This window comes from Streptomyces sp. NRRL F-5755 (genome assembly GCF_001279365.1).
Lineage (GTDB): Bacteria > Actinomycetota > Actinomycetes > Streptomycetales > Streptomycetaceae > Streptomyces > Streptomyces rimosus.
Window position 1 is genome coordinate 1 of the sequence record NZ_LGCW01000019.1, and the last position, 13,892, is coordinate 13,892.

Annotated in this window: 12 protein-coding genes and 1 pseudogene; 11 read left to right on the forward strand and 2 right to left on the reverse strand. The window is 74.0% G+C overall.

Annotation, left to right across the window (positions count from 1 at the left end):
- Window positions 1-215, reverse strand: a pseudogene (locus ADK86_RS03930) (cytochrome P450); the annotation flags it as partial.
- Window positions 216-607: 392 nt separating this feature from the next.
- On the opposite strand from ADK86_RS03930, the gene ADK86_RS45145 reads away from it, so the two are divergent.
- The 11 genes from ADK86_RS45145 (at window position 608) to ADK86_RS03980 (ending at window position 13,041) form a co-directional block, all read left to right on the forward strand.
- On the forward strand, window positions 608-730 hold the full coding sequence (locus ADK86_RS45145; RefSeq protein ID WP_267888782.1) for a hypothetical protein: 123 nt from the start codon (window positions 608-610) through the stop codon (window positions 728-730).
- 267 nt (window positions 731-997) lie between these two features.
- Window positions 998-1,831, forward strand: a complete 834-nt coding sequence (locus ADK86_RS03935) for a sugar phosphate isomerase/epimerase family protein (protein ID WP_053695300.1) — start codon at window positions 998-1,000, stop codon at window positions 1,829-1,831.
- A 25-nt stretch (window positions 1,832-1,856) separates the two neighbouring features.
- Entirely contained in the window at window positions 1,857-2,228 is a 372-nt protein-coding gene (locus ADK86_RS40080) for an acyl carrier protein (protein ID WP_063788934.1), read from the forward strand.
- Window positions 2,225-5,671: a thioester reductase domain-containing protein gene (locus tag ADK86_RS03945; RefSeq protein ID WP_053695301.1), complete on the forward strand. Its 3,447-nt coding sequence runs from the start codon at window positions 2,225-2,227 to the stop codon at window positions 5,669-5,671. Before ADK86_RS40080 ends, ADK86_RS03945 begins: the two co-directional genes overlap by 4 nt.
- On the forward strand, window positions 5,668-6,576 hold the full coding sequence (locus tag ADK86_RS03950) for a 3-hydroxyacyl-CoA dehydrogenase family protein (protein WP_078951781.1): 909 nt from the start codon (window positions 5,668-5,670) through the stop codon (window positions 6,574-6,576). The genes ADK86_RS03945 and ADK86_RS03950 overlap by 4 nt, the downstream gene beginning before the upstream one ends.
- Window positions 6,573-6,866: an acyl carrier protein gene (locus ADK86_RS03955; RefSeq protein ID WP_053695302.1), complete on the forward strand. Its 294-nt coding sequence runs from the start codon at window positions 6,573-6,575 to the stop codon at window positions 6,864-6,866. Before ADK86_RS03950 ends, ADK86_RS03955 begins: the two co-directional genes overlap by 4 nt.
- Entirely contained in the window at window positions 6,863-7,978 is a 1,116-nt protein-coding gene (locus ADK86_RS03960) for an acyl-CoA dehydrogenase family protein (RefSeq protein WP_053695303.1), read from the forward strand. The genes ADK86_RS03955 and ADK86_RS03960 overlap by 4 nt, the downstream gene beginning before the upstream one ends.
- Complete coding sequence (locus ADK86_RS03965; RefSeq protein ID WP_053695304.1) at window positions 7,975-8,976, forward strand: 3-oxoacyl-[acyl-carrier-protein] synthase III C-terminal domain-containing protein; 1,002 nt, start codon at window positions 7,975-7,977, stop codon at window positions 8,974-8,976. The genes ADK86_RS03960 and ADK86_RS03965 overlap by 4 nt, the downstream gene beginning before the upstream one ends.
- The gene (locus ADK86_RS03970; protein ID WP_078951782.1) at window positions 8,973-10,130 is read left to right on the forward strand and encodes an HAD-IIIC family phosphatase; all 1,158 of its coding nucleotides are present in this window, start codon (window positions 8,973-8,975) and stop codon (window positions 10,128-10,130) included. The genes ADK86_RS03965 and ADK86_RS03970 overlap by 4 nt, the downstream gene beginning before the upstream one ends.
- Window positions 10,127-11,401, forward strand: a complete 1,275-nt coding sequence (locus ADK86_RS03975; RefSeq protein WP_053695305.1) for an MFS transporter — start codon at window positions 10,127-10,129, stop codon at window positions 11,399-11,401. The genes ADK86_RS03970 and ADK86_RS03975 overlap by 4 nt, the downstream gene beginning before the upstream one ends.
- Entirely contained in the window at window positions 11,398-13,041 is a 1,644-nt protein-coding gene (locus ADK86_RS03980; protein ID WP_078951784.1) for an amino acid adenylation domain-containing protein, read from the forward strand. Before ADK86_RS03975 ends, ADK86_RS03980 begins: the two co-directional genes overlap by 4 nt.
- Before the next feature lie 25 nt (window positions 13,042-13,066).
- Here the strand turns inward: ADK86_RS03980 and ADK86_RS03985 are convergent, their stop codons facing one another.
- Window positions 13,067-13,819 (reverse strand): 4'-phosphopantetheinyl transferase family protein, encoded by a 753-nt coding sequence (locus tag ADK86_RS03985; protein ID WP_063788936.1) that lies wholly within the window; start codon window positions 13,817-13,819, stop codon window positions 13,067-13,069.
- Between the last annotated feature and the right edge of the window lie 73 nt (window positions 13,820-13,892).

Consider the following 13,892-nt stretch of genomic DNA (forward strand, 5'->3'; position numbering starts at 1 on the left):
AACCGTTTGTTGTCCCGGTAGATCTCGGACACATCCGCGTGCCGGGACACCACCCAGAAACCCGGCGCGCCGCCGATGGAGGGGTGCCAGTGGAACGGCCGTGTTGTGCGCAGATGCCGCCAGACCTCGGACAGGTCGTACTCGGCGTGGGTGCGCGGGTCGGTCAGGTCCAGCGTCGCTATGTCACCGGGATTCAGCATGATGCGGCTGGGCATGGATTCTCCTGCTCCTCAGGCTTCTTGGAGTCGCCCGTCCGGCCGCTCCGCGACGCACAGTAACAACTCGCCGCGTTCGGACGGGAGACGTACCGTGACCGGCCGTCCACGGCCCGGCGCACGGGCCTCGCGGGGCCGCGTGCCCCGGCCGCGGGCGTACGCCGGGACCGGTGTCCACGCCGTGGGCCGACGCCGTCCGGGGCGTTCGGGCCGCCCCCTCCCGCTTTCGGTTGCTTCGTCCAACCACCCCTTCTGAGCTGCGCGTTCATCAGCAGACGCAACGTCATGAGACGACATTTCGCCATAGAGTGCGCACAGAGACGCGTGCTAGCATCCCCGTGTTCGACAGGGCCGCAACAGGTCGTCAGGATCGTTGGCCGACGGGGGCACGAATGATGGCAATCGACGAGAGAGCGGACGCGGCGGGCACCGCCGCCCGCTCCGGCAGCGCGATCCGGCGGGCCGCCGGCCGCCGCACCGCACCACCACGCCGCCCGGCGGCCGCCGCCGCGTAGCGGGCCGGGGCCCGGCGCCCGGAGCCGGAACACCGACCGTCGTCCATTCCTGTGAGCGGACCGTGCCCTGCCGCGGACGGCACCGGACCGTATACGCACCGGTGCGCGCGGCGGCGGGCAATTCGCCGCCGTAACCGCGCGTCCGCTCAGCACCGACCGCCACCACACCCAACACCCTTTCGTGCCGGGCCTTTCCCGGCGTCCCTACGGCCGAAGTTCTCCGGGCCCACGTCCTGAACGCGCACCGACCTAGGAGCGGAACCAACCATGACCGGTCAGACAAGCCTCGGGCTGCTGGTGGACCAGGCGTTCTACGGTTCCCCGTACAAGGGCAAGGACGCCTGGCGGGCCGCCGCCGAACTGGGTGCCGAATGGATCTGCATCGTCGAAGAGGCGATGGAACTGGAGCCGGAAAGGCTGCTGCAATTCCGCAGCGACGCGGAAGCGGTGGGCCTGCCGATCAGTTTGACGGCCTGTCACGCATTCGGCCTCAGCGATTTCCGTGACGTCGTGCGCGAATTCCATCTCAAGCGCGCCGAGAAGCATGTGGACCTCACCCGCGATCTGGGCGGCGAGGTCATGAAGCTGCTGCTGGGGGACTGGTTCTGGCGTGCCATGTGGCCCGAGGAGGCGCAGTGGCAGCTGCTGGTCGCCTCGGTGCGCCGCCTCGCCGCGTACGCCGAGGCGCGCGGCATCGGTCTCAGCGTCAAGCCCGAGCCGATGGACACCTCGCTCATCACCGACGTCGACGACCTCGTCCGGCTGCTGGACGACGTGGACTCCCCGGCGCTCCAGGCCAATGTCGACGTCTCCCACCTGGTCGTCGCGGGCGTGGCCGCCTCCGAGGTGGGGCGGCTGGCCGGCCGGGTCAACAGCGTGGACTACTCCGACTCCAACGGCACCTTCCACGAGCACCTGGTGCCGGGCGAGGGCGTCGCGGACATGGCCGCCTTCACCGAACAGCTCCTCGCCGTCGACGCCGGATGGATCGGTGTCGAGGTCGGCCCGTTCGCCGACCCGGAGAACGCCTACGACAAGGTCGGCCGGGCGATGGCCCGGTCCCGCGCCTTCTTCGAGACCGCGGCGGCGCGGCGTGCTTGAAACCGACACCCTCCCGGAGGCCCCCGTGGTGAACCCCGAAGACAGCGCGTCCGTCCCGGCGGACCCGCTCCAGCTCGTACGCCAGGCGTGGCAGGACGTGCTGGGCATCGACGAAGCGCCCCTGGACACCGGGTTCTTCGAGGCGGGCGGCAACTCGATGCTGCTGGTCATGCTCAGCGACGAACTGTCCGAGCAGACCGGCCGCGAGCTGGAGGTCGCCGAGCTGTTCCGGCACGACACGGTGCGCGCGCAGGCCCGGCTGCTGGACCCGTCGTACGAGCCCGAGGCGCCGGCCCCGGTGGCCGCGGCGGCCGGGCGCGGGCGGCTGCTCGGCAGCGCCCGGCGCGGGCGCGCGGACAGCGGCCCGGAGCAGGCGGAAGGGTCCGCCGCGCGATGAACAGCGAGACCGCCGTAGCGGTGGTGGGCGTCGGCTGCCGGTTCCCGGAGGCCGCGACTCCCGAGGAGTTCTGGAGCAACCTCGACAAGGGTGTGGTCTCGCTCCGGGACATCCCCGCCGAGGACCTGCGCCGCTGTGGTGTGTCCGCGGAGGCCGCCGCCGCGCCCGGTTTCGTGACCCGGGCCGGCTGGGTCGAGGACCCGGAGCTGTTCGCCGACGAGTTCTTCGGCTACCCGCCCGTCGAGGCCGAGCTGATCGACCCGCAGCAGCGCCTGTTCCTGGAGGCGTGCTGGGAGGGCCTGGAGCGGGCCGGACACCTGCCGAACGGTGCGAACGGCCCGCAGGTCGGCGTTTTCGCGGGCGCCAGCAACAGCACGTACAACACGCTCCTCCAGTACGCCCGCGCCCGTACGGAAGGCCCCGCCGCCTTCGACGACCTGACGCTCCAACTGGGCGGCGGCGTCGACTTCATGGCGCCCCGCGTCTCGTACAAGCTTGGCCTGCGCGGCCCCTCGATGGCCGTCCAGACCGCCTGCTCCTCCTCGCTGACCGCCGTGCACTACGCGGTCCTCAGCCTGCTGTCCGAGGAGTGCGACATCGCGCTGGCGGGCGGCAGCGGCCTGTCGTACCCGTCCGTCGGCTACCAGTACCAGCCCGGCGGCGTCCTGTCCGAGGACGGCTACTGCCGCGCCTTCGACATCCGCTCCACCGGTACGGGCGCGGGCTCCGGCATCGGCGTCGTCGTGCTGCGCCGCCTGGCCGACGCGCTCGCCGACGGCGACCCGGTCCTCGCGGTGATCCGCGGCAGCGCGGTCGGCAACGACGGCGCCCACCGGCCCGGCTTCACCGCGCCCAGCCCCGACGGCCTCGCCTCGGTGGTCGCCGCCGCGCTCGCGGTGGCCGGCACCGACCCCGCGGACCTGCGGTACGCCGAAGCGCACGGCTCCGGCACGCCGCTCGGCGACCAGGTGGAGCTGCGCGGCCTCATCGACGGCCTGCGCGCGGCGGGCGGACGCCCGGCCGACCGCGGCCGGTGCGCGCTCGGCACGGTCAAGGCGAACATCGGGCACGCCGGATCGGCCGCCGGCATCGCCGGGCTGATCAAGGCGATCCACGTCGCCCGCACCGGCCACCTGGTCCCGCACCCGATGTTCGAGCACGCCCGCGACCCCGGCGTCCTCGCCGACAGCCCCTTCTACGTCCCCACCGACCTGGAGCACTGCACCGACCCCGGCCGCCAGGTGCTGGTGAACTCGATGGGCCTGGGCGGCGCCAACGCGTCCGTCGTCCTCGCCCCGCCGCCGGAGCCGGTCCGCCCCTCCGCGCCCGCCCGGCCCGTCGTACGGCTCCAGCTCTCCGCCCGTACGCGTACGGAACTGGACGCGCTCTCCCGTCGCCTCGCCGACGAGATCGACCAGGACCGCGCCCCGGCCGGGGACATCGCCCACACCCTGCGCGTCGGACGGCAGGACTTCACCGAGCGCCGGGTGGTCACCGCGCCCGCCGACCGGCTGGCCGCCGCCCTGCGCCTGCCGCGCCCGCCCGCCGCCCGCACGGTCCGGGCAGGCACCCGCCGCCCGGTGCTGGCCGTCACCGCGACCGGGGAGCGCGCCGAGGAGATACGCACCGCCCTGCTGGCGGCGCTCGGCCGCCGTACCGAACAGCACGACACCGTGCCCGCGGCGCTGCCCGCCGACGCCTACCTGATCGTCGTGGGCGAGGGGGAGAGCGCCCCCGGCCGGTATGCGATCTCCGCAGAGGACGGCGCCGACCTCGGCGAACGGATCGCCGCGGCCCTCGCGGACGCCTGGCTGCACGGCGTCCCGGTGGACGCCCGCGCGCTGGACGACGGCACCGGCCGCCGCGTCACACTGCCCACCTACCCGTTCACCCGGCGGCGCTGCTCGGCCCTGGACGACTCCGTCTTCGCCGTACCGGGCGCCGCTCCCCAGGAGCCCGCCCGGCCGAGCACGCCCGCCGGCCGGCCCGCCGGTCTCGAAGGCGAACTGATCGCCCTCTGGGAGGAACTGTTCGGCACCGGAGGCATCGGCCTGCACGACACCTTCGGCGCCCTCGGCGGCACCTCCCTGCTCGGCCTGCGGATGACCCTGGAGGTGCAGGAGCGGTACGGCACGCTGCTCAACCTGCACCGCACCGGCGGCAGCCAGGCCACCGTCGCCCGTGTCGCCGAGGCGATCCGCGGCGCGTCGGCCCGTACGGACAGCGAGTCCGCCGGGACGGCAGACACCGCGCGGGACGCCGCCCTCATCGACGCCGACCTGGCCCTGGAACTCCCGCCGCTCGCACCGCGGGAGACACCGCCCGGCCCGGACGTGCTGCTCACCGGCGCCACCGGCTTCGTCGGCGCCTTCCTGCTGCACGAACTCCTCCAGGACCCCGGCTACCGCGACAGCCGCGTCTACTGCCTGGTGCGCGCCGACGACGAGGCACACGGCCGACGGCGCCTGCGCGAGACCGCCGAACGCTTCCGGCTCCCCGGACCCGACCCGGACCGCGTCCGTGTCGTGCCCGGCGACCTGCGGGACATCGCCGGCATCTGCGAGTCCTACGAGGACGGCGAACTGGCCCGCCGCATCGGGCACGTCGTGCACTGCGGCGCCCACGTCGTCTTCACCGAGCCGTACGAGGTGCTGCGCCCGGCCAACACTCTGGCCACGTACCACCTTCTCGCCTGGATGCGCCGGCACGGCATCGCGGACATCAGCTACATCTCCACCCTCGCCGCCTGCGGCCAGGCCCTCGGCTCCGAAGGCCGGCTGCTGGAGCGCCGCGAGCAGCCCCTGGACCCGGACGCCGGCGGCTACGGCATCTCCAAGTGGGTCAGCGAACGCCTGCTGGACCAGGCCGAACGGGACGGTATGCGCGTCCGCGTCTTCCGCCCCGGCCTGATCGGCGGCGACACCGCCACCGGCGCCTGCAACGACCTGGACCTGCTCTGGCGGCTGATCGCCGCATGCCTGGCCATCGGCGCCCACCCGGCGGACGACATGCCGCTGCCGGTGGCCCCCATCGACCTGGTGGCCCGCGCCGTCGTCCGGCTCGGCCGCGAGCCCGGCTCCGTCGGCCGCGCGTACCACCTGGTCGGCGAGGACACCACCACCTTCGCCGCGCTCTTCGCGGAACTGGCCGCGCTGGGCGCGCCGACGCGCGGCGTACCGGTCGCCGAGTGGGCCCGGCTGGCCGGGCGGCGGGCGCTGGAGACCGGCGACCCGGTGCTGTCGACCATGGCGCTGTACGAGACCCACGACCTGGACACCCCGCGCGTGGACGTGGAGAGCCGGCTGTGGCGGCCGTGGCTGGACGACCACGGCCTGGACCCCCGCCTGGACGGCGAACGCACCCTGCGGGCCCTGCGCCACCTCGCCGGGCGCCCGGCCTTCGCGGGCCTGCTGACCGATGTGACGGAAGGTGCGGCGCAGTGACCACCGACAAAACGACCGACGAGACGACCGGTAGGACCATGTTGGACGAGGAATGGGGCGACGGCCGGCTGGCCATCGTCGGAGCCGGTGTCATGGGTACGGCACTGGCCACGCTCGCCGTGGGCCGCGGCCTGCCGGTGCTGCTGACCGACGTGTCGAAGGAGCAGCTGGAGCGGGCCCGCGGCGCGGTGCGCCGGCAGCTGCGCCACGCACGGCTGCTGGGCAAGCTGCCCAAGGGCCCGGACGGTGAGCTGATCACCGACACCTCCGTCGCGGGCCTGGAGTCCGCGGCGGCCGTCATCGAGGCGGTCACCGAGACCACCGAGGCCAAGACCGAGGCGCTGGCCGCCATCTCGGCCGCCGTCCGGCCCGGCACGCTCATCGCCTCCAACACCTCGGCCGTGCCGGTCGACGAGCTGGCCGGCTACACCCAGCGGCCCGAGGACGTCGTCGGCACCCACTTCATGAACCCGCCCTACCTGATCCGCGCGGTCGAGGTGATCCGCGGCCCGCGCACCGGCGACGCGGCGATGGCCACGCTGGACCGGCTGCTGACCGCCCTGGACCGGGAGGCGATCGTGGTCGGCGACGGCCCCGGCTTCGTCTCCAACCGCATCCTGATGCGGGTGATCAACGACGCGGCCCGGCTGGTCGCCGAGGGCCGCGCCTCCGCCGAGTCCGTCGACCGCGTCTTCACCGGCTGCTTCGGGCACCGTACGGGGCCGCTGGCCACCGCGGACCTGATCGGCCTGGACAACATCGTCGACACCCTCAAGGTGCTGCACGACCGCACCGGCGACGACGGATACCGCGCCTGCGACCTGCTCCTGGAGAAGGTCCGGGACGGCGACTTCGGCCACAAGACCGGCAACGGCTTCTACTCCTACGGAGGAACGCGCGCATGACCACCGTCGACAACCAGGACGCGGCGACTTCACCCGGCGCCGCGGCGGTGCAGCAGCGCCTGGTGGCGTTCCTGGGCGAGCGCACCGGCGGCGACTGGGCCGTGGACCAGGACCTGTTCGCCTCCGGGGCGTTCTCCTCGCTGTTCTCCCTGGAACTGCTCCAGTACGTCGAGCAGGAGTTCCAGGTCGCCGTCGAGGGCGACGACCTGACCCTGGACAACTTCCGTACCGTGCCCGCCATCACCGCGCTGGTCCAGCGGCTGCGCGGCGAAGGAGCGGCGGGCCGGTGACGGCACAGGCGACCGCGGACGGCGCCCGTGCCGCGCTCGGCGAACTCGTCGGCGACCGCGCCGAGGAGTGGGACCTGACCGGCCGCATCCCCGCGGAGACCGTACGGGAAGCGGCCCGGCGCGGACTGCTGTGCGCGCAGGTCGCCGCGGAACACGGCGGCCTCGGCCTGGACAGCCGGGCCAACGGCGAGCTGACCGCGTACGCCGGGTCGCTGTGCAGTTCGCTGCGCTCGCTGATGACCTCGCAGGGCATGGCCGCCTGGACCGTCCAGCGCTTCGGCACGGCGGCCCAGCGCGGCACGTTCCTGCCCCGGCTGACCGGCGGCGAGACGGCCGGTGTGGCGTTCTCCGAGAGCGGCGCGGGCAGCGACCTGTCGGCGATGCGCACGGAGATCCGCCGCGAGGGCGACACCGTGCACGTCACCGGCGCCAAGGTGTGGGTGACCGGCGCCGCCTACGCGAGCCTGCTCGTGGTCTTCGGGACGTACGGCTCCGGCGCGGCCGTGGTGGTCGTACCGGCCGACGCGCCGGGCGTCCGCATCGAGCGGGTGCCGGACCCGATGGGCTGCCGGGCCGCGGGCCACGCCGACGTACACCTCGACGGCGTACGGGTGCCCGCCGACCACCTGCTGTCCGGCGCCGGCCTGCCGGTCGCCCTGCTCGCCACCACCGCGCTGACCTACGGGCGGCTCTCCGTCGCCTGGGGCTGCGCGGGCATCCTGCGCGCGTGCCTGGACAGTGCCGCGGCGCACGCGCGCACCCGCGAGCAGTTCGGCAAGCCGCTCGCCGACCACCAGCTGGTCGCCCGGCACCTGGCCGAACTGGCCGTCGCCGAGCAGGTCGCGCTGCGCTGCTGCGAGCACGCCAGCGCCTGCTGGGACGAGAACCGTCCCGAGCTCGGCACCCAGGCCGTGGTCGCCAAGTACGTCGCCTCCCGGGAAGCCGTCCAGGGCGCCGCCACGGCCGTCCAGGTGCTGGCCTCCCGCGGGGCGCGCGACGGCCACCCGGTGGCGCGGGCGTACCGCGACGCCAAACTCATGGAAATCATCGAGGGCAGCACGGAGATCAGCCAGCTGCTCCTCGCGGACCACGTACGGACGGGCCGGGGATGACGACGGAAATGGGCAGCGGCACGGATACGGCCGTCGGGGTGGGGGCCGTGCACTGCCTCCTGCCCGACGAGCTGATACCCGTCGAGAAGCTGGACGAGATCGGCCAACTGCCGCGCGAGGAAGCCGACTTCGCGCTCGGCTGCGGTATCCGTACGGTCGGCCGGTTCGCCGACGAGCCCGCGGCGGCGAGCCTCGCCGCCCGCGCCGTCCGCGAGCTGCGCGAACGCGACACGGCGGCGCCCGACCCCGATGTGCTGGTGGTCGTCGGCGCCCGCGCCCCGGAGGTGCTGCTCGGCTCCGGCTCCGGCCGTATCGCCTCCGAGGCCGGGCTGACCAAGGCGTTCTCCTTCGTTCTGGACGGCCTGGGCTGTACGGGCTCCAGCTCGGCCTGGTCGCTGGCCCGCGACCTGCTGGTGGCCGACCCGTCCCGGCAGTCCGTCATGATCGCGCACGCCAGCCGCCCGGTCGCGCTGGACCGGGTGCGCCACCCGGTCACCGTCGTCGGCGACGGCGCCTTCGCCATGACCCTGGTGCGCGGCGGCCGCCCCGTACTGCGTGCCCACCGCCAGCACACCGACGGCCGCTTCCACGACCTCCTCCAGGTCGACTACAGGAACGCCCCCTGGTACGAGTGGCGCGAGGAGGTCAACTCCGCCGACCGCTACCGCTTCGAACTGGCCCTGCACAGCCAGCAGCACCTCAAGCGCCTGGTCGGGCAGGTCCTCGCGGACGCGGGCGTGGAGCGGGAGCGGATCGCCGCCACCCTCATGCAGAACGTCACCGCGCCGGCCTTCCAGTTCTACGAGACCCTCCTCGGCCTGCCCATCCACCCCGTGTGCACCGACCACCTCCAGGCATACGGCCACCTCGGCGCCATGGACGTGGTCCTCAACCTGGACCGGCTGCTGGCCCGCGGCGAACTGGCGCCCGGCGACCTCGTCCTCGTCCTGAACAACAGCCCGGTCGCGGCGTGGGCCGTGACCCTCTGGGAGGTATGACCGGCATGGCGGGCAGTGACACGGCGGACACCACAAAGGCCGCGGCTACGGCGGGGGCGGCGCGCCCCGCGGTGAAGTGCCTGGTCTGGGACCTGGACAACACCCTGTGGCAGGGCACGCTCCTGGAGAACGACGAACTTCAGCTGCGCCCCGGCGTCCTGAAGACGCTGCGCGCTCTCGACGAGCGCGGCATCCTCCAGTCGGTGGCCAGCCGCAACGAGTACGCCGACGCCTGGCCCCGGCTGGAGGCGCTGGGCGTCGCCGAGTACTTCGTCCTGCCGCACATCGGCTGGGGCCGCAAGTCGGACGCCGTGCGCACCGTCGCCGAGCAGCTGAACTTCGCCCAGAACACCATCGCGTTCATCGACGACCAGCACACCGAGCGCGCCGAGGTCGCCTACCACCTGCCGGACGTGCGCTGCTACGACGCGGCGGAGGCGGCCGGGCTGCCGGATCTCGCCGACTTCGCGCCCACCGTCACCACCGACGCGCGCCGCCGCCGGTCCATGTACCAGGAGAAGTTCCGGCGCGAGGCGGCCCAGAGCGAGTTCAACGGGCCGGACGAGGACTTTCTGCGTTCCCTGGACATGCGGATGCGCATCGCCCGCGCCGACGCGGACGACCTCGCGCGCGTCGAGGAACTGACCCTGCGCACCAGCCAGATGAACGCCACCGGCGTGCACTATTCCGACGCCGACCTGCGCGCCCTGCTCACCGACCCGGACCACGAGGTGCTGGTCACCACCGTCGAGGACCGCTTCGGCTCGCACGGCGCGGTCGGCGTGGTGCTGCTGGAGCGGCAGCCGGCCAGCTGGCGCCTGAAGCTGCTCGCCACCTCCTGCCGGGTGGTCAACTTCGGCATCGGCACCCACGTCCTGCGCTGGATCGCCGACCAGGCCACCCTGGCGGACGTGCACCTGGAGGCCGACTTCCGGCGTACCGAACGCAACCGGATCATGGAGGTCGCCTACCGGTTCGCGGGCTTCAACTCCAAGCCCTGCGCCTGCCAGGACGGCCGCGCGGCGGACACGGACGCGCCGGCGGACGTCCAGCGCCTGCACCTGGTGCCGCAGCGGCAGGCCGCCCCCACGACGCTCACCGCGACGGGGCCGGTCCTGTGGTCCGGCGACGGCGCGGAAAAACCGTGGGTATGACGGAGAGGCCGGGCGCACACGTCTCCCGCAGCCGCTTCACGCCCTTCGGGCGGCTGTGGGCGTCCACCGCGGTCTCCGCGCTGGGCGACGGCGTACGGCTCACCGCCCTGCCGCTGCTCGCCCTCTCCCTGACCACCGACCCGCTGCTGATCTCCCTGGTCACGGTCGCCAACTGGCTGCCGCTGCTGCTGTCGCCGCTGGCCGGCGTCTGGGCGGACCTGGCCGACCGGCGCTCGCTGCTGATCGGCGTCGACCTGCTGCGGGCCGCCGCGGTCCTGGTCCTCACCCTGACCGTGGTCACCGGCGTGGTGAGCCTGCCGGTGGTCTGCGCGGTGGCGGCGGTGCTCGGGCTGGGCGAGACGGTGCACGTCGTCGCGTCCCAGTCGTATCTGCCGATGGTGGTGGACTCCGGCCGTCTCGCCACCGCCAACGGGCGGCTCCACGTGGCGCAGCTGGTCTTCCGCGACTCCGCGGGGCAGCCGCTCGGCAGCCTCGCCTTCGTCGCCGGCGCGGGCCTGCCGTTCCTGATCGACGGGGTGTCGTTCCTGCTCGGCGTGGCCCTGCTGGTCAGCCTGCCGCGCTTCCCGGCCCCGTCCGGCCGTACGGGGCCGGGCGACGCGCCGCGCTGGCGCACCATGATCCTGGACGGCGTACGCCTGCTCCGCACCGACCGGCTGCTGGCCACCCTCGCGGGCATGCTCGGCGCGCTGAACTTCTTCATGGGCGTCACCGGCACCCTCGAAGTCCTCTACGTGGTGCGCTGGCTCGGCCTCCCGGAGGCTGCCTTCGGCGTCTTCCTGGCGGTCGGCGCGCTCGGCGGCATCGCGGGCGGGCTGCTCAACTCGCGGCTGGCCGACCGCTTCGGGCTCTTCCCCGCCGCGCTCGGCGGCATGGTCCTGATGGGCGTCGCGATGCTGCTCACCGGCCTGGTGCGGCACGCGCTCGCCGCGGCCGCCGGGTTCGCCCTCATGGCGCTCGGCGCCGCCGTCTACCAGGCGCTGACCGTCTCCTTCCGCCAGGCCACCACCCCGCCCGACCAGCTGGGCCGCCTCAACGGCGTCTACCGCCTGGTGGGCACCGGCACCATCCCGCTGGGCGCGCTGGCGGGCGGCGCGGTGGCCAAGCTGGTCGACGTCAACATCCCGTACGTGGCCGCCGGAGCCGGTGTGCTGCTGCTCTTCGCGCTGGTCGCGCGGCCGGTCGTACGGATGGGCGCGGCGCAGCAGCAGCGCGCCGAGACCCCGGCGGCACCGGCGGAGGCCGCTTCGTGAACCGCCCGCCCACCGACGTCAGCTCCCCCGCCCCGACCTCCGCTTCGTTCCCCGTGGACCCCGTACGCCAGGAGCCCGCCTTGGAAGACCGCACCCTCCACCAGTGGTTCGCCGACTCCGCCCGCCGGTGGCCCGACGCCCCGGCCCTCGAACTGGGCGAGCAGGCCCTGAGCTACGGCGAACTGCACCGCAGGGCGGAGGCCCTGGCGGCCCGCGTCCTCGACGAGCTGCCCACCGAGGGCGCGGCGGGTCCGCCCGCCAGGATCGCGCTGGTCGCCTCCCGGACGGTGGCCACCTACGTGGCGTACCTGGCCATCCAGCGCCTCGGCGCCTCCGCCGTCCCCCTCAACGCCGACCACCCGCTGCCCCGCACCCTCGACATCGCCCGCCGCGCCGGGGTCGGCGCGGTCCTCGTCGGCGAGGAGCACCGCGCCACGTTCGCCGACCTGCCCGGCGGCTTCCGGCCCGCGGTGACCGTCGTCCCGGCGGACGGCGACGGCCTTCCGGAGCCGCCGGAGGGCGCCCTGCCCGCGGCCCCGGCCGACCCGGAGGCGGAGGCGTACCTGCTGTTCACCTCCGGCTCGACGGGCCGCCCCAAGGGCGTGCCGATCCGCCACCGCAACGTCTCCCCGTACATCGCGTACAACATCGCCCGCTACGACGCGGGCCCCGGCTGCCGGATGTCGCAGACCTTCGGTCTGACCTTCGACCCGTCCGTCTACGACCTGTTCGTGGCCTGGGGCGCCGGCGCCACCGTCATCGTGCCGGACCAGGACGAGCTGTACCGGCCGGTGGACTACGTGGTACGCCGCCGGCTCACCCACTGGTTCTCCGTACCGTCCCTGGTCACCACCGCCCAGCGCTACGGCAACCTGCCGCTGGGGCAGGTCACCACGCTCCGCCACAGCTGCTTCAGCGCCGAGCCGGTCACCGCGCAGCTGACCGCGCTGTGGCGGCAGGTGGCGCCCGGCACCCGTATCCACAACCTGTACGGACCGACCGAGCTGACCATCACCTGCACCGACCACGACCTCACCGACGCCCCCGGCGCCGCGGGCAGCTCCAACGGCACGGTCCCCATCGGGCAGCCGTACCCGCACATGGAAGCCGTCCTCCTGGATGAGGACGGGCACCCGTGCGACGACGGGGAACTGTGCGTGCGCGGCGCCCAGCGCTTCGACGGCTACCTGGATCCGGCCGACAACGCCGGACGCTTCGTTCACTACGAACCGGGCGCGCCCGCCGTCCCCTACGACGGCACCGGCCCGCTCACCCGCGCCCACTGGTACCGCACCGGCGACCGGGTCCGCCGGGAGGACGGCCGGCTGGTGCACCGCGGGCGGCTGGACAGCCAGGTCAAGATCATGGGGCACCGGGTGGAGCTGGGCGAGGTCGAGGCCGCGATGCGGCGCCACCCCGAGGTGACCGAGGCCGCCGTGGTGGCCGTCACCGTCAAGGACGAGGTACGGCTGCTCGCCGCCTACCTGGGCAAGGAGATGCGCGCCCACGAGTTCGGCCACTGGCTGCGGCAGCACATCCCGCTGCACATGGTGCCGCGCCGCATCCGGCGCCTGGAGGAACTGCCGCACAACGACAACGGCAAGCTCAACCGCGCGCGGCTCGCCGAGCTGCTGGCGTGAGGGGCGGCGGCGTGCGGGGCGGCGGTCAGGCGATCGGGCCCTCCAGAGCGGCCGGGCGCTGCGGACCGGCGGACGGAAGTTCCGGACCGGCGGGCGAAGGCAGCGCGCCGATGCGGGGTCGCGCCGTGCTCACCACGGCGGCGACCGCGTCGCGGCGCGCGTCCGTGTGGTCGAGCACGTACAGGTCGCCGTGGCGGGACAGGTCTTCCGCGGCTTCGTCCGGCCCCGGCAGGCCCGAGAGGTCGACGGCGGCCAGCCCGCCGAGCGTCGCCCTGCCCAGCTTGATGAAGCACTCCTTGCGCACCCACTGGCGCAGGAAGTACGCGTCCGGATCGGCGTGTTCGCGCATCGCCGACCGCTCGGCCGCGCTCAGCACCCGGCCCGCCGCGCCCCGGATGCCGTCCGGCAGCCTGCGCCGCTCCACGTCGATCCCGACCGGTTCGTGGCCCGCCGCCGCGGCCACCACGCCCGTGGTGTGCGACAGGCTCACGGACACCTGCGGCAGCCCGGCCAGCGACGGCCGCCCGTGCTCGCCGGAACCGCAGCCGGGGCAGCGCTGTTCCAGTACGAGGGTGTCGGCGGGCCGGTCCAGCAGCCGGGCCGCACAGAGCCGCACCAGCACGTGCGCGGCGACGAAGTCGGACCGTGCGCCCGCGACCCGCATCGCGTCCGCGCGCCGCCGCTCGACGCCGGTGAGCAGCCGCTCGTACGCCGGGACCAGCCCCAGCACCTCGTCCGTGCCCGCCACCGTCGCCCACGGCCGTCCGCTCGCCCCCATGACGATCACCTTTCCAGAGCGCCCGCCGGCCGGGCAAGGCAACCCCATTCCCGCTTTCGACCCTTTTGAACGG